Raw genomic sequence first — 15,924 nt, 5'->3', positions numbered from 1 at the left:
TTCTGCACGCCCGGGTAGTGTAGGGCCGGGGCGATACTGGCGCCAGGGTCATCGGCTAGGCGTCAGGAATAGTCGGCGGGGGGAGGGGCCGAGGGCGGCTTGCGCAGCCACTTGATGAGCGCCCAGATCGCGCCACCCAGGGGAACGAGCAGCGAGGCCCAAATCCAGGAAATATCGCCGCCTTTGGTCTTGATGAATTCCAGCCATTCAGTCGCCGTGCGGGGCCAGCCGACCTCCACCATTACCTGACGGGCGAAGGTGTTCAAGGTGCGCGGCGCTTGTTGCCCGTCGATGCTGATCAGGGCATCGAATGACAATATCAGCATCTGCGGCCCCGCCACCTTGGGCGTGACCGTCCAGGTCCAAGTTGTCACCTGATTGTCCGACATCCACTGCTCCTGAGGGCCGGCAGGGGTCACGTCGAAGGCGCCGCCACTCAATGTTGCCGACATTCGGCTGGAGACCTGTAGCGTCCCGACGGCCACTGAACCCGGGCCCTCGATCAACACTTGGAGTTCGTTGGTGGGAAGGCGGGTGGAAATCTTGGCGGTAATGACCAAGGCTTGGCCAAGGCGGGCCCGATCCGGCGTATTGAACGCGACATTGGCGGGGGCCAGCGTCTTCAATACATCATCGACCTTGCGCAAGTCGGCGGGCGGGGCGGGTTCCGCCGGCGTTGCCGGAGGGACCGGGGATTCCGGTGGCGGCGGAAGGTCCGGATGGGGCGCCTTCGATTGAAGGCTGGAAAAGTCGGCGACGGCTTCGGTTTGCTGCAGGAGTGACATGGGCCGGAAAAAGAACAGGGCAGCGAGCAGGACCGCCACCGCGCCCAAGCCGAGAAGCGCGACGTGAATACGGCGAGGCGCGCGGCCTGGATTTGCCATTCCTTCACCCCTTGAAGCGTGTCAAAGCCCTGGTCGGGGACCATGTCCAAGCGCAGGAGAGACACCCGCCCAAGTCTTCGGCGGGTAAGCAAGTTAACTGTGAGGGTTGCGACCTATGGCTTTGTCGAGTCGCAAAATACACGCAAAAGAAGTATAGCTTCCATCTTGGCTGTTACGCAATAAGTGCCGCCTCCCTTCGCGCGATGGGCGGGCGCGAGGGGTGCAGGACAATCCCGTCGTCGGCGATCTCGACCTTGGCCTCGGGATAGACGGCGGTGGCCAGGGCGAGCGCGTCCAGGAACACCGGCTTGAAGTGGCTGAGCTTGGCGTAGTGCTCGCCGAACTGGCGGCGCAGGGCGGCCCAGCGCACCGGCGTCGCCTGGTTCAGCACGTGCAGGCGGTAGGCCAGCCAGATGTAGACGTCGATGGCGGTGCTGCTGGCGCTGATGTGGCGGAGGGCCGCTTCCGAGACGGGCACGGCATGCTGCTTCAGGCTGTCGTAGAAGCTTTCGTTCAGCTCGATCACGTCCTGGAACAGGGCCACCTGGCGCTGGTCGGGATTGGATTTGAACAGGATGGAATTATTGACGAAGCCGGCGTTCTGCCGGGTGACCGAGGCGTCCGTTTCCCACAGGAACTGCAGACTGCAGGCGGTGATGCGCTGCGCCTGTTCCATCACCAGGCGATAGGTCTTGCCACCGGGGCTCTCCCCCATGGCCTTCAGCCAGGAATGCCAGCTCTTGCCCAGTTCCACCTGGCGGGAGTTGGTCTTCAACGCCTCCGTCTGCAAATACAGCAGGATCATGCGCGCCTTGGCGCCATAGGGCACGCCCACTAGGCTGCCGTCGGCGTGCCGGCCGCTCTGCACGATCAGGGTGCAGCGCCCTGTTTCCTTGCGGTGGTATTCCGGCTCCGGCGCCTTGTCGATGGAACGGTGGGGCAGGCTGGTCAGCGCGAAGCCGGCATGGGTGATGCCCATGCTGTCCTCTTCCTGGGCCAGCATGGCGGCGGCCACATCCACCAGGGCGCGGCCGCTCTTGCTGGTCGCCATCTCGCGCGCCCGGTCCACGCCATGTTCCAGGATGAGACGGTGAATGTCGGCCATGGCGCCCTTCGCTCCCTGCCAGTCGGTCGGTCGATGTCGGTTGATGGCCGGAGTGTTTCAAAGCCAAATCACTAAATCTAGGTCGGACTTTACCGGCCCCCGCTATTTGTGGGGTATTTGGAGTCTGTTATTTGAGGTGCCGGTTAAGTCCGGGAAATAAACCCGAGTCGGGCCGGTAGAGTCCGGCATCCGGCCGGCAAGGTCCGGGGGAAAACTGTTCTTCCCATGCGCCCCATGGGCGCCGGCGCATCCTGTGGCCGGTAAAGTCCGGGGGAGACGCGCCCGAGTCTGTGGATAACTCTACCCTGGCCGGTAAAGTCCGAGCCGAATCGTGACGAATCACCCCGTCCGGGCGCGCGGGATCGACTCCGGTGGACTCGAAAGCGGTTCCGACTCGCTCTTGGGTTCGGACTTTACCGGCCTTGCCGGTGGGAGTCCGGGCCTTTTCGGTGGGCAGGATGGTTGAGGGAAGGAGGCGGCATAGCCGCGGGCCGCCGCTCAGGCCCAGGGGCGCCCGGTCCACTCGGACTTTACCGGCCCCGACCTTGGGACGGGGCTGTTCTGCTGTGGCGCTTTTTCCTGGACTCGGACTTTACCGGCCCTGGCCGGGCGGGGCACGGACTTTACCGGCGGTCGGGGATGGAGGGCAGGAAACGAAGGTCACAAATCCTAAACATTAAAGATGGCAATAATGAAGTGGCGACATCCTATCAATACGCCGTTAACCAAAATATCCCCTTAAGGTTTACTGACTCAGATACTCTACTATTTAAACGGTGGTGATGACATTGTAAGGCCGCCGGATGGGACCGGGGCGGTTGCCCCTGTCGAGTATCGCAAAAGTCCCCCCGGTCCTATGCCCTCAGGTCCGGACCATAAGGGGTGCAGGCGCCGCCGGTGTCCGCCCCTGGGCGGCCATCCCATGCCTCCACGAACGACGCACCTGTCCCGTGAGGCAGGAATGGGCCGCCGCAGACAACGGGAGAAAACGACATGAGCGTCAACTCGAACCTTGTCATCCAAGTCGGTACCCTGCCTGATCTGGTCGTCTCCAACGACCCCGCCAACCCCGGCCGTATCATCATGCGATGGTTGGACGGCACCGACGCCAACCAGCAATGGGTGGAGGAGCCGGCGCTGAACGGCTTCTACCTCAAGAACGTCGCCACCGGCACGTATCTGGCCTTCGGCGGCGATGACCAGCCCGTCGGCCTGTCCAGCCATGGCGACATCTGGCAGAAGACCGGGCCCAATCAGGATTTCACCGCCATCCGATTGGCCCTGCGGACATCACAAAACCTGAACGCCCTGGGCGGCCACCCGGCGGTGGGCACCGTCGTTGGCACGTGGGGCTGGGGTGGGGGCGCCGGCAACGAGATCTGGCAGGTCCAGACCGTCAGCGCCGTGTGGCCGCGACCCACCCAGACCTTCTCCTTCGTGTCGGGCATGGCGCCCTATCTGCAGCTGTCCGTCGATCCCAAGAACACGGCCGGTGCCCTGGTGGTGGATGACAACTACGCCACGCAGGCGCCGGCCGCCTTCGTTTTCACCGCCACGCAGTGGATCGGCGGCTTCTCCATCGTCAACAAGGCGTCGGGCCTGCTGGCCTATGTCAGCGGCGACGGCAACGGCTCGTCCCTGCTGCAGCGGGCACCCAACCAGCTGAATGTCGACTCGCTGTGGACCTATGGCGGCAGCGGCGCTTTCCAGGCCATTCGGCCCTGGATCGACTCGGGCCAAAACTGGAACGTCTTCGGCAACCCGCACCCCATCCCCAAGGGCCCGCTGGCCATGGGAACCTGGAGCTGGGGCCACGGCCAGGCCAATGAGATCTGGCAGACCGTGGTGCCCGCGGCCCAGGCCCGCGCGGCCAGCGTCCTGTGGACGGGTGAGGCCGCGCCAGCCGAGGAAGAGGCGGAGTATAATCGGCCCGTGGCCGCCGCCGTGGCCGAAGTCTGGGCCCAGGCACAGGAAAAGGCCGGCGTGGCCGCCCGGGCCAACGGCCATCACTGATCGATGACCGACGGGCGGGATGGCCAGGCTGTCCCGCCCGTCGTTTCGAGAGCGACGATTCGGACCTTACCGGCCCAAAAGACGGAAGGCGGGGCGGTTCCGCAGACCGCCCCGCCTCTTCCTCACAGGCGGCGGATGATGGGAAGGCCGCCTGTCGGTTTCGCCCCTCAGCGCCAGCAGGCCGCCGGCACCGCCTTGCGCACCAGGGTGGCAAAGTCCTCCACCGTGCAGCGGTCGCCGCCACAGGCGGGCAGGGGCAGGTCAACCTTACCCGCCGGGTGGGCCGGCGTCAGGGCGGCGGCTTGCCGCAGATCCTCCAGCGTCTGGTAGTACAGCGCCACCCGGACATAACGCTTGCCCGTGGCGGTGTCGCGGCTGACCTCGAACGCCAGGGTGGTGTCGGGCGCCGTCTTGTCCGGCTGGCCGGGAAGGGTCCAGTCCAGACCCAGCAGGCCGGCCACGTTGGACAGGTTGGTGTCATGCCCCAGGATGGAGATCAGCCTGGCCCCCGCCGGCACGGGCGCCAAGGGGGGCGCCAGGGGTGCGGCCGGCGCCTCCCCCGTCACCCCGGCCACGATCTGGCGGGCCAGCAGCGCGCCGTTGTGGCTGGGGATGTAGGGGGTGCGGCGGGTCAGGTCGGCCTGATAGTCGTGCACCGGCAGGATGGCGGCCAGCGCCTGCGGCGTGCCGGCGCGGCCCCAGCCCACCTGGTCGGCGGGCATGCCCTGCACGTATTCCAGGAAGACGCTTTCGGCCAGCATGGCGCCCCGCGCCAGGGGCCCGTCCACCTTCACCTCCCCGCCCTTGTCCACCACCTTGGCGGGGCCGGTGGCGAAGCAGGCGCCGGCGGGGGAATTGGAGGCGACGCCCGGCGCGCAGGCCTTGGGCGCCACCACCTGCACCAGGGCCGCCAGGGCGGGCGCCACGCTGGCCGGCACGGTGGCAATGTCGCCGCCGTTGGCCGCGATCACCGCCTTGGTGGCCTCGGCGGCGTCCATGGGGCAGGCGCCGCCCGACGCGGCGTCGAACAGCACGTCGGGGCTGTCCGGCGCCAGGCCATGGGCCTTCAGGCCGCAGCCGGGGGCTAGCCCGTCGGCCAGGGCCTGGGCGCTGGCGCGGGTGCGCTGGTCGCCGCTGTCGCCCCAGACGAAGATGCTGTTCTCGGCGGGACAGCTGTTGGCAGTCAGCAGGCCGCGCCAGCGGTACTGGGCGCCCAGGTACAGGCCCAACTGGCGGATGGCGTCGGCGCCATGGGGGGTCAGGATGCCCCGGTCCACGGGCCAGGCCGGCCAGTCCTGGTCCGACAGGCGGCGCAGTTCCGCCAGGCCCTTGGTGGGGCTACGCACGCCGTGGCGCGACAGCATGACAACCCGTTCCAGAACTTCGTGGGAGGCGGAGGCGGTGGTGTCGGCCTGGACGGGGCCAGCCATCAGGCTGGCCGCCAACAGGCCAAGAAACAGGCCTTTTTTCATCACCACCCCGTCACCGACAGGTTGAAGAACACGCTGCGGCCCGGTGTGGTCCAGTACAGCGCGTCGCCGGTGGCGGACTGGGTGCCGGCGAAGCCGTTGATGCGGTGGGTGTCGAACAGGTTGCCGATCTTCAGGCTGGGGGTGACGTCCACCAGGTGATAGCCCAGGTCCTTCAGGCGCCAGCCCACCGAGACGTCGGCGGTGAACACCGGGTGGATGCGATAGGCGTTGGCGAAGTCCGGCTGGCCGGTCTTGGCGTCGGTGGTGTTGTCCTGGCCGTAGAACGGGCCCACCACCTTGCCGATGGCGGAGAAGTACAGGCCCTCGGGGCTGTCGTACATGACGCCGGTGGTGGCCATCCATTGCGGCGTGTTCGCCACCCAGACGTAATTGTCCTTGTACTGGGCGTGGTTCAGGCTGGCGTTGGCGTACAGCGACAGGGCGTCCGTCAGGGCGTATTGCGCCTCCATCTCCAGGCCCTTGTAGATGGCGCCGGACCCGTTGACGAAGGTGGTCTCCGTCGTGCCAGGCACCTGGCTGGTGGAGATGTAGTTGCTGAAGTCGATGTAATAGGCATCGGCGCCCACCATCCAGCGGCCATGCTGCACGGCGGTGCCGACTTGGTAGTTCATGGTCTCTTCCGGCTTGATCGAGGCGATCTTGGCCACCTGGAAGACGTCGATGGGCGGCGCCAGGAAGCCCTTGGCCACCTGGGCGTAGGCGGTCCACCCTTCCTGGATGGTGTAGTGCGCGGCGATGGAGGGCTGGGCCTCGGTATAGGTCTCGCTGTAGTTCAGCGGCGCCGGGGGCTTGGTCTTGTTGTACAGGGCGTCGACGTCGCGGGTGAAGCTGGTGACCTTCACGCCCGGGATCAGGGTCAGGTCCGGCGTGACCTTCCAGTCGAACTCGGCATAGGGCTGCCAGGTGGTGTTCAGGTCGCGGTACTGATAGGTGTAGGGCGTGCCGTACTTGCCTGTGATCAGGATGTTCTGGGTCCAGTCATAGGATTCGGAATGGCGGTGGTCCAGCTGGCGGTCGTACCAGACGCCGGCCTTGATGTCGCCGAAGGACAGGCTGTCGGTCAGGCGCAAGGTGTCGCCGAAGGTGCGGTAGTTGGCGTTGGCCTCCTTGCCCGGGATGTCGCCGGCATAGGTGGCCACCTTCTTGCCCGCGGCGTTGTAGACGGTGACGCCCACATCCTTGGGGTTGCTGTCGCTGGCGTCCGACGATTCCTTGTAATGATGGCCGAAGCCGTTGGTGTAGGCGGTGTTGTCCAGCTTCAGGCCGTCCGTCAGTTCCGACTGCACGCGGATGTAGTCGAAGTCCGAGGTATAGCGGCTGGGCTGGTACTTGTAATAGGACTGGGCCTTGGGGTTGTCGCCCAGGCCCCAATTGTCGCCGTACTTGGCCAGGTCGGCCAGGGTGACGCCCTGGGTGGTGTACTCGAACGAATGGTTCTTGCTGGCCACCAGCGTCACCGTCGTGCGCTCGCCGATGTCCAGCACATCCTTGAAGAAATAGTTGGTGCGCTGTTCTTCCGCCCCGGTCAGGTAGCCGTCGGAGGTGGTGCGCTGCACGTCGAAGAACATGCGGCCCAGCACGGTGCGGCCGGTGTCGACCTCCCCGCCGATGCCCTTGGTGTTCCAGCTGCCATAGGTGCCGTAGGCGGTGACGCCCGGATCTTCCGACGGGGTCTTGGACAGGAAGCCCAGGGTGCCGCCGAAGGTGGCCTTGCCAATGGTGGAGGCCGTGCCGGGGCCCCGGTCCACCTCCGCCTGGCCCATGTCATGGGCCACGAACAGGGCGGAGCTGGTGTGGTGCAGGTCGGTGGCGTCGCCGAAGGGGATGCCATCGAAGGTGATGTTGAACTGGCTGTCCTGGAAGCCGCGCAGGCTCAGCGTTTCCGCCTTGCCCAGGCCGGGGCCGTTGGGGCTCTGGGCATAGACGCTGGGCTGGAACTTCACCATGTCGTCGAAGCTGGACAGCGGGACGATGTTGTCGCGCAGGAAGCCTTCCGGAACAATGGAGGTGGGCTCCGTCGCCTCTAGCGGCACGTTGGAGGGCGAAACGCGCATGACCTTGGCCACCACGTCGATCTCGGTCATGGGCGCGTCCGCATCGGCCCCACCAGAGGGGGCGGGCGCGTCGGCCGCGCGGGCGGGCGGGGCAAGGGCGGCCAGCGCCATGGCCACGGCGGCGGCGCCCATCATCAGTGTGGCCCTGCTCGGGCGGGTTTCCGGCTTCATCGTCATCATCGTCCCCCTTCGTTGATCGCGGCACCTTGGACGGCGCTTTGCAAAGTCGCGTGCCGCGCTGGTACAGTCGGGACGGGATGCGGATCTTGACGGCAGCCTGACGGAAATTTCAGGTATCGCCGATCGCCGCGGCGGCATAAGGCCTTAGACGGTGCCCGTTTTCTTGTGAATTTCATTTGACCAATACATGACGGGATGATGACGGGCCGCCTTGCCTTGACCGCGCTGGACTGCGATGCCGGGGGACTGATTCAGGAACTGGCAGCGCTGGGGTGGGACGCTACCCAGGACGGCGTGCCCGATGTCCGCCTGCTGATCGCCGCCGATGCCGGGGCGCTGCCGCGCCATCTCAGGGAAGAGTGGCCCACCTTGTGCCTGGCCACCGTGGGGGCGGAGGCCGAGTCCGCCCTGCTGCGGGCTGGCGCGCACATGGTGCTGCCTTTGTATACGGCGGCGACGGCGGTGGCGGTGGCCCTGTCGGCGCTGGCCCGGCTGACGGCACCCGGCGACCAAGCCCTGCGCGTGGGCGACCTCGTCCTGCACGTCGATCGCCGGGTGGCCTGGTGCCGGGGGCGGCCGCTGGCCCTGGCGCCCTTGGATTTCGACCTGTTGCTGCTGCTGGCCGAACGGCCCGGGCAGGTGGTGCCGGCGGCGGAACTGCGGGCCCGGCTATGGCCCGATGCGACCGACAGCGCTGGCCGCCTGACGGCGCACATCCACAGCCTGCGCTGCGCCCTGGGGCCGGCCGTGCCGCTGCACACCCGCGGCCACCAGGGCTATGTGCTGGGGACGCCGGCCCCTAAACGGTGAGCTGGGAAACGATAGGCGGGAGCGTTAGGTAGTATACCGGATATCGGTGCTGGCGGCGGCCGCCTAGGGTACCGGCATGGTTCCACCAGGCGGGTGATTCCCATGCGCGCGCTTATCATCGGCAAGGCCTCGCCCGGCGTCGCGCGGCTGTCGCGGCTGTTGAGGGAACGCGGCTGGCAGGTCGACACCCTGGCGGCCCTACCGCCGGCGCCCCGTATGACCGACGTCGTGGTGCTGTCCGATGACACCCGTCAATTGCCCGAGCGCCTGAGCCGCGCACGACGGATCTTCGCCGGCGCCCTGGTGGTGACGCTGGCGGCGGAGCAGGCGGACCGCGCCGCTGCCTTGGCGTTGGGTGCCGATGACCAGGTAGACGCCGCCCTGCCCGGCGATCTGGTGGTGGACCGCCTGCTGGCCCTGCTGCGCCTGAAGCGCCAGGGGCCGCGTCTGGCCTATGTTCTGGATGACCTGACCGTGGATGTGCGCCAGCGCCGGGTGCGCCGCGCCGGCCGCGACATCCTGCTATCCTCACGCGAGTTCCAGCTGCTGGTCCTGCTGCTGCAGGCGGAAGGGGCGGTGGTGCCGCGCAGCGCCATCCTCGACCGGCTGTGGGCCGGTGACCTGGACGTGGCCGACAATGCCGTAGATGCCCTGGCCTCCCGCCTGCGCCGCCGACTGGACGGGCCGGGGCAGCCCCGCCTGCTGCACACCCTGCGCGGCGTTGGCTACTGCCTGCTGTCCGCCGTGATGGAGACCCGGGCCGCCGCCTGATGCCGCCGCCGGCTGTCCATCATGTAGGGGTCCTCATGTCGGGGCCGTCATGTCGCGGCCATGCTCAAGTGGATCAGGGCGGGTACGTTGTCACAGCCCGTCTTTTCCATGACCCGCGCGCGGTGGTTTTCCACCGTGCGGGCGCTGATGCCCAGCTTCCAGGCGATGACCTTGTTGGGATGGCCGGCCACCAGCAGGTCCATGACCTCGCGCTCACGGGTGCTCAAAGTCTCCAGCCGGCTTTGCGCCGCCTGGAATTCCGCCTGGTGGCGCAGGGTGTGGCCGAAGCGCGCCATGGCCGTCTCCACCGCCCGCACCAGGGCGTCGATGGCGAAGGGTTTCTCGATGAAATCCACCGCCCCGGCCTTGAGGGCCGTCACCGCCTTGGGCACGTCACCCTGGCCGGTCAGGATGATCATGGGCAGGGGACAACCGCGCCGCGCCAGCTCCGCCTGCAACTCCAGACCCGTCATGCCCGGCATGTTGATGTCGGCGATGACGCAGCCGGGCACGCTGTCGGCCCCGGCCTCCAGGAAGCCGATGGCCGAGGGGTATGTGGCCACGGGATAGCCTTCGGCCTGGAACAGGGCGCTTAACGCGTCGCGCACCGCCTCGTCATCATCGACGATGGCCAGGGTCAGTTCAGGCTGCGGCATTGGGTGCCTCCTGGGTGGGCGCTTCCTCGGCGGGCAGCACCAAAGGCAGAGAAAACGAGAAGGCGGCACCGCCCAGCGTGCCGGTGCCGGCCCGCAGGCGGCCGCCATGGGCCTCGACGATGCCGCGGCTAATGCTCAGGCCCAGGCCCATGCCCGTGGGCCGGGTGGTGGTGAAGGGCGCGAACAGGCGGCCCGCCACCTCCTCCGCGATGCCGGGGCCGGTATCGGCTACGCGGATGTCGGCCCGGGTCGGGGGGGCCGCTCCGTCTTCCGCCGCCCGCATGTCGATCAGGATGCGGCGGTCGGTGGTGGCCCCGTCGGCCAGGGCGTCCAGGGCGTTGCGCACCAGGTTGATCAGCACCTGTTCCACCTGCACCCGGTCGATGGACAGGATCAAGCCATCCCCGACCACCACGTCCAGCCGCGCGCCGGCGTTGGCCACCTCATCCGCCAGCAGGCGGGCGACGCCGGCCACCAGGTCGCCGGCGGGCACCGGGGCGGTGTCCACCTGGCCGGTGCGGTAGAATTCGCGCAGGTGGCGGATGATGGCGCCGGCCCGCTCCGCCTGGGCGGCGGCTTTGCCCATCAGTTCCAGCGCCTTGGACTGGCTTTCGGATTCCAGGATACGGCGGCAGGCGCCGGTGTAGCTGACGATGGCCGACAGGGGCTGGTTCAGCTCATGCGCCAGGGCGGCCGCCAGTTCCTCCGTCAGGTGGCTGCGGCTGGCCTGCTCGGCGGCGGCGCGGTGCTGGCCCAGGGCCGCGGCGGCGCGCTTGCGGGCGGAGATGTCGCGGATGGTCAGCACGCCCATGACCCCGCCCGTCTCCTCCACCATGGCCAGGGACGATTCCACCGGCAGCGGATGGCCGTCGGCGGCGACCAGCCATTCCTCGCCGCCCTCGCGGCGCAGAAGGTCGGCCAGGGGACGGCCGCGCAGGGTATCCGGCGCCCGGCCCGTCAGGTCGGCCACCAGGCGGTTGACCTCCTCCACCCGGCCGTCGGCGTCCAGGATGACGATGCCGTCGGGCGCCAACTCGATCAGGGTCTTCAACCGCGCCTCGCCCTTGGCCGCCGCCGCGCGCACCCGCTCACGCTCGGAAATCACCGCGCCCAGCAGCAGCCCGGTCATAGCCAGCGACAGCATCAGGATTTGCAGCTTCAGCGCCTGATAGGGCTGGATGTCGCAAACGGCGATGCCCAGGCTGAGGGCGGCCTCCAGCCCGGCCAAGGCCAGCACGGCGCCGGGCAGGCCGCTGCCGGCCGCCACCCACACCAGGGGGATGAACACGGGGTAGAAGCGCGACCCTACTACCCGGGGGAAGATCACCGCCACCGACAGGCAGATGCCGGCAACCTGGCCCAGGATCTGGGCGCGCAGCAGGCGGGCGGGGTGCAGGGGATGCGCCAGGCGCAGCGCCATCAGGGCCAGGGTCGCCACCACGGTGACGCCGGCCACGTCGCCCACCCAGTGCTGCAGGGCCACGGTCAGCGGGTCGGCGGTCATGGCGCGCCCGTCCCAGCCGGTCAGCGTCCATCCCGCCAGGGGCCAGGCCGGCAAAACCCAGGCCAGGGCCAGCAGCAGCAGGCTCTGCCCCAGCGCCCCGGCCATGGTCAGGCCGGCCAGGCGCATGACGCCATCCACATCCTCCAGCACGAAGCCCTCGCCATCCTGGCGCAGGCGGCGGGCCAGCAGCAGGGCGGGCAGGGCGAAGACCAGCGGCTCGGCCAGGGTGGGGATGGCCATGCTGGCGGCCAGGGGATGGCTGGCCGGCACCAGGCCGGCGCGCAGGGCCAGGCCGGCGACGGCCGCCAGCATCACCAGGGGCAGGCGGTGCGCGCCCCACAGCATGACCAGCGCCAGGCCGATGCCCGCGCGCACGTTCCACGGCGCCCAGCCGGGCACGGCCGAGACCAGCAGCGGGTCCAGCAGGCCGGCCAGCGGGTACAACGCCAGCAAGGCCCAAGGCCAACGGGAATTTGACGTCGACAGCAAAAGGCCCCATCACGGACAGGATGAAGGCGGTTCCTTCATCTGCCTGTGATAGGGCCCTTGCGTTACGGTCTTGTGACGCCGTGCCTCATCGGGACGCCGCCTTCGACGGAGTTTTACCGGGAGGCCGTCTTCGACGGCGGGGCCCACTTGGCCAGCCAGTCGACCACGGCCTGCGGGTCCATGTGGCGGGCGTCGGTCAGGTCGAAGCTGGCGTCGCCGTTCACCAGGGTGCCGTCGGCCTCCACCACCAGCACGGTAGGCACGCCCTTGAACTTCGGCACGCCGAAGCGCGCGGGCACGTCCATGTTCTTGGTGTAGCGGCCCACGTCCACCGTCACCAGGACGTAATTCTTGTCCAGGAAGCTGTGGACCTGCGGCAGTTCCACCAGGCCGGCCAGCACGCGGCAATCGCCGCACCAGTTGCCGCCGAAGTCCAGCAGCACGCGCTTGTGCTCCTTCTTCGCCTTGGCCAGGGCGGCGTCCACCTGGGCGTTCACGGCGGCGTTGTCGATGGCCTCGTCATAGGGATAGGGCAGGGGCTGTTTCAGTTCCACATTGCCCACCTGCGGGGCGGCGACCTGGGCGGTGGCCGCGGCGGGGGCCAACAGGGGCAGGGCCAGCAGGGCGGCGACGCCCAGGGCGGAGAGGGTGGTGCGGGCGGTCATCGCAGGCTCCTGGGCTACAAGGGGACAGTCGCACTTTTCCAAGCGCGAATTCAGGTCATTATGCCTGATATGGGCACCAGGGAAAGCCCCGCCAGGGACCTATTCCCACCGCCGGCCGCATGACCGCCCGGCATTTGACGAATAATGGGCATCTGGTTCGGAAGGATTACCACAATGACCAATGTAGATAATAAGGTCATGAGCCGCGCGGACCTGAACCGCGCCTTGCTGGCCCGCCAGATGCTGCTGTCGCGCCATGCCGCCGGCGTGGTCGCGGCGGTGGAGGCGACGGCGGGCCTGCAGGCGCAGGAACCGCGCCCGCCTTTCATCGGCCTATGGTCCCGCCTACTGGGCTTCCGGCGCGACGACCTGCTGGCGGCTTTGCGCGAACGCCACGTGGTGCGCGCCACCCTGCTGCGCGGCACCCAGCACCTTGTCAGCGCTGCCGACTACGCCGCCTGGCGCGGCCTGATGCAGCCGATGCTGACCGCCGCCTTCTTCGGCCTGGGCGACCGCACCCGCCATATCGACCCCCTGCCCATCGCCGCCGTGGCCCGGCCCTTCATGTCCCTGCCCCGCACCTTCACCGACCTGCGCGCCCATCTGGCCCACGCCTTTCCGGATGAGGCGGACGACCGCGCCATGGGGCACGCCGTGCGCTGCCATCTGCCGCTGGTGACGGCGCCGGACGACAGCCCCTGGGGCATCGCCAACGACCCGCTGTACGTGGCGGCGGAGGAATGGCTGGAGCGGCCGGTGGATTTGCAGGGCGACCTGCAGGGGCTGGTGCGCCGCTATCTTGCCGCCTTCGGCCCCGCCACCGCCGCCGACATGCAGGCCTGGTGCGGGCTGAAGGGGCTGAAGCCGGTGCTGGAGTCCATGGCGGCGGAACTGGTGGTGCTGCGGGATGAGAAGGGAAGGGCGCTGTGGGACCTGCCCGACGCCCCCCGCCCGCCGCCGGAGACGCCGGCGCCCGTGCGCTACGTGCCCGCTTTCGACAACCTCATCCTGGCCCACGCCGATCGCACCCGCATCGTGGATGAGGCTTGGCGCCCGCGCATCGTGTCCAAGAACCTTCAGGTCGCGGCCACCTTCCTGGTGGACGGCTTTGTCGCCGGCATCTGGAAAACGGCGCGCAAGGCCAAGCTGGCCACCCTGACGCTGGAGCCCTTCGTTCCTCTGACCATCGCAGATGAGGCGGCCTTGCGCGAGGAAGGGGAGGCGCTGTTGCGCTTCCTGGAACCGGACGCGCCGGCGGTGGAGGTGAAGGTGGTGCCCCCATCTTCCTAGTCCCATGGTCCGTGTTGCGTCGGGGCGCCCCGGGGCGGACCCTGGCCGTCATGGACTTCACCTTCGCCATCGCCGAGCTGGCGGGCGCCGTCGCCCTGCTGCTGTGGGGCGTGCACATGGTGCAAACCGGTGTGCAGCGCGCCTTCGGTGCCCGTCTGCGCGCGGTCCTGGGCCGGGCGCTGGCCAACCGGTTCCAGGCCTTCCTGGTGGGCATGGGCGTCACGGCGCTGCTGCAGAGCAGTACGGCCACCGGCCTGATGGTCTCAGGCTTCGTGGCCGGCGGGCTGGTGGATCTGGTGCCGGCCCTGGCCGTCATGCTGGGCGCCAACGTGGGCACCACCCTGATCGTCCAGGCCCTGTCCTTCAACGTCGCCTCCATCGCTCCCGTGCTGATCCTGGTGGGCTTCCTGCTGTTCCGCCGGGGCGTCAGCCCGTCGCGCGACATGGGCCGCGCCTTCATCGGCCTGGGCCTCATGCTCATGGCCCTGCACCAGTTGCTGGCGATCATCGCGCCCTATGAGGATGCGCCCAGCCTGCGCCTGATCCTGGGCGCCATCGCCACCGAACCGGTGGTGGATGTCATCCTGGCGGCGGCACTGACCTGGGCCGCCCATTCCAGCGTGGCGGTGGTGCTGCTGACCATGTCGCTGGCGGCGCAGGGGGCCGTGCCGCCCCACGCCGCCTTCGCTCTGGTGCTGGGCGCCAACCTGGGCACCGCCATCAACCCGGTGCTGGAGGGGGCCGCCGGTAACGACCCCGCCGCCCGGCGCCTGCCCTTGGGCAACCTGCTGAACCGGGCGGCGGCGGTGCTGCTGGGTCTGGCGGCCCTCGGGCACCTCGGCCGCCTGATGGTGGGGCTGGAACCGGACGTGACCCGGGCGGTGGCCGATTTCCACACCCTGTTCAACCTGGCGGTGGCGCTTCTGTGCTTCCCCTTGCTGCCGTTGTACGCCCGGCTGCTGGCCCGCCTGCTGCCGGCCAGGATGGATGCGGCCGATCCGGGCCGTCCGCTCTACCTCGACCCGTCGGCCCAGGACACGCCGGTGGTGGCCCTGGGCAACGCCGCGCGTGAGGCCCTGCGCCTGGTGGATGTGCTGGAGGCCATGCTGCAGGGCCTGCGCGACGCCTTGGATGAGGGCGACCGGCGCCGCATCGCTGAGACCAAGCGCATGGACGACGTGCTGGATCGGCTGAACACCGCCATCAAGGCCTATCTCTCCACCCTGGACAGCGACGCCCTGTCGGACGCGGACCAGCGGCGGGCGCTGGAAATCCTGACCTTCGCCATGAATATGGAACACGCGGGCGATGTGGTGGACCGCAACCTGATGGGTCTGGCGCGCAAGCGGCTGAAACGCGGCTTGGTTTTCTCGGCCGAGGGGCAACGGGATCTGCTGGCCCTGATCGACAGTCTGATCGTCAACCTGCGCACGGCGGGCTCGCTGTTCATGACCGGCGATGCCCGCGCCGCCCGGCTGCTGGCCGGCGAGAAAGAGGCGTTCCGCCGGCGCGAGAACCAGGCCACCACCGCCCACTTCGCCCGCCTCAGCGCCGGCCGGGTGGACAGCGCGGAAACCAGCGCCCTGCATCTGGACCTGCTGCGCGACCTGAAACGGGTGAACACCCATCTGGCGGAAGCGGCGGCCTATCCCGTCCTGGAACGCTCCGGCGACCTGCTGCCCAGCCGGCTGAAGGGCCATCAGCCGGCGGATACGCGGGAGGATGGGGACTGATCACTTATCCCATTCGCGGATTACCGCCAGCCACAGGGCCAGCGTCTCCGAATGCGGGCTGGTCAGGGGCAGGTTGTCGGTCTTGACCGAGGTCTGGACCATGACCAGCTTGGTCTTGGGGTCGACGAAGATGTACTGGCCCTCGGCACCTAGAAGCGCGAACAGCCGGCGGCCGTCGGGGCTGAGCTTGGGGGGCAGCACCCAGACCTGGTAGCCATAGCCGTAGAGGTGCGCCGCCGTGCCCGACGCCACCTGCGCGTCGGCCGGGTCCAGGGTG

Annotated in this window: 13 protein-coding genes; 5 read left to right on the top strand and 8 right to left on the bottom strand. The window is 68.6% G+C overall.

The window, feature by feature from the left end:
- Positions 1–62 precede the first annotated feature (62 nt).
- The gene (locus Y958_RS13175) at positions 63–884 is read right to left on the bottom strand and encodes a hypothetical protein (RefSeq protein WP_088872327.1); all 822 of its coding nucleotides are present in this window, start codon (positions 882–884) and stop codon (positions 63–65) included.
- A gap of 172 nt (positions 885–1,056) precedes the next feature.
- Positions 1,057–1,989 (bottom strand): replication protein RepA, encoded by a 933-nt coding sequence (locus tag Y958_RS13170; RefSeq protein WP_088872326.1) that lies wholly within the window; start codon positions 1,987–1,989, stop codon positions 1,057–1,059.
- Positions 1,990–2,982: 993 nt separating this feature from the next.
- On the opposite strand from Y958_RS13170, the gene Y958_RS13165 reads away from it, so the two are divergent.
- Entirely contained in the window at positions 2,983–4,002 is a 1,020-nt protein-coding gene (locus tag Y958_RS13165) for an RICIN domain-containing protein (protein WP_088872325.1), read from the top strand.
- A gap of 167 nt (positions 4,003–4,169) precedes the next feature.
- Here Y958_RS13165 and Y958_RS13160 read toward each other — a convergent pair whose 3' ends face one another.
- Positions 4,170–5,474: a histidine-type phosphatase gene (locus tag Y958_RS13160; RefSeq protein ID WP_088872324.1), complete on the bottom strand. Its 1,305-nt coding sequence runs from the start codon at positions 5,472–5,474 to the stop codon at positions 4,170–4,172.
- Positions 5,474–7,729, bottom strand: coding sequence for a TonB-dependent receptor (locus Y958_RS13155; protein WP_244909299.1), 2,256 nt, complete (start codon positions 7,727–7,729; stop codon positions 5,474–5,476). Before Y958_RS13155 ends, Y958_RS13160 begins: the two co-directional genes overlap by 1 nt.
- A gap of 216 nt (positions 7,730–7,945) precedes the next feature.
- On the opposite strand from Y958_RS13155, the gene Y958_RS13150 reads away from it, so the two are divergent.
- Positions 7,946–8,539, top strand: a complete 594-nt coding sequence (locus Y958_RS13150; RefSeq protein WP_186291191.1) for a winged helix-turn-helix domain-containing protein — start codon at positions 7,946–7,948, stop codon at positions 8,537–8,539.
- Positions 8,540–8,641: 102 nt separating this feature from the next.
- Positions 8,642–9,310 carry a winged helix-turn-helix domain-containing protein gene (locus Y958_RS13145; protein ID WP_088872322.1) on the top strand — a complete coding sequence of 223 codons (669 nt, stop codon included), beginning with the start codon at positions 8,642–8,644 and terminating at the stop codon, positions 9,308–9,310.
- A gap of 47 nt (positions 9,311–9,357) precedes the next feature.
- On the opposite strand, the gene Y958_RS13140 is transcribed toward Y958_RS13145, so the two are convergent.
- The 3 genes from Y958_RS13140 to Y958_RS13130 form a co-directional block, all read right to left on the bottom strand.
- Positions 9,358–9,966 (bottom strand): response regulator transcription factor, encoded by a 609-nt coding sequence (locus Y958_RS13140; protein WP_088872321.1) that lies wholly within the window; start codon positions 9,964–9,966, stop codon positions 9,358–9,360.
- The gene (locus Y958_RS13135) at positions 9,953–11,923 is read right to left on the bottom strand and encodes an ATP-binding protein (protein WP_088872320.1); all 1,971 of its coding nucleotides are present in this window, start codon (positions 11,921–11,923) and stop codon (positions 9,953–9,955) included. The genes Y958_RS13140 and Y958_RS13135 overlap by 14 nt, the downstream gene beginning before the upstream one ends.
- A 149-nt stretch (positions 11,924–12,072) precedes the next feature.
- The gene (locus Y958_RS13130; RefSeq protein WP_088872319.1) at positions 12,073–12,624 is read right to left on the bottom strand and encodes a thioredoxin family protein; all 552 of its coding nucleotides are present in this window, start codon (positions 12,622–12,624) and stop codon (positions 12,073–12,075) included.
- A gap of 198 nt (positions 12,625–12,822) precedes the next feature.
- Between Y958_RS13130 and Y958_RS13125 the strand changes: the two genes are divergently transcribed.
- On the top strand, positions 12,823–13,914 hold the full coding sequence (locus Y958_RS13125; protein WP_088872318.1) for a winged helix DNA-binding domain-containing protein: 1,092 nt from the start codon (positions 12,823–12,825) through the stop codon (positions 13,912–13,914).
- 50 nt (positions 13,915–13,964) lie between these two features.
- Positions 13,965–15,647: a Na/Pi cotransporter family protein gene (locus Y958_RS13120; protein ID WP_088872317.1), complete on the top strand. Its 1,683-nt coding sequence runs from the start codon at positions 13,965–13,967 to the stop codon at positions 15,645–15,647.
- Here Y958_RS13120 and Y958_RS13115 read toward each other — a convergent pair whose 3' ends face one another.
- Positions 15,648–15,899, bottom strand: a complete 252-nt coding sequence (locus tag Y958_RS13115) for a hypothetical protein (protein WP_088872316.1) — start codon at positions 15,897–15,899, stop codon at positions 15,648–15,650.
- Positions 15,900–15,924 lie beyond the last annotated feature (25 nt).

It is taken from the genome of Nitrospirillum viridazoti CBAmc, from assembly GCF_000730165.1.
In the GTDB taxonomy this organism is placed as follows: Bacteria; Pseudomonadota; Alphaproteobacteria; order Azospirillales; family Azospirillaceae; genus Nitrospirillum; species Nitrospirillum viridazoti.
This window is presented reverse-complemented; position numbering and strand designations above follow the sequence as displayed.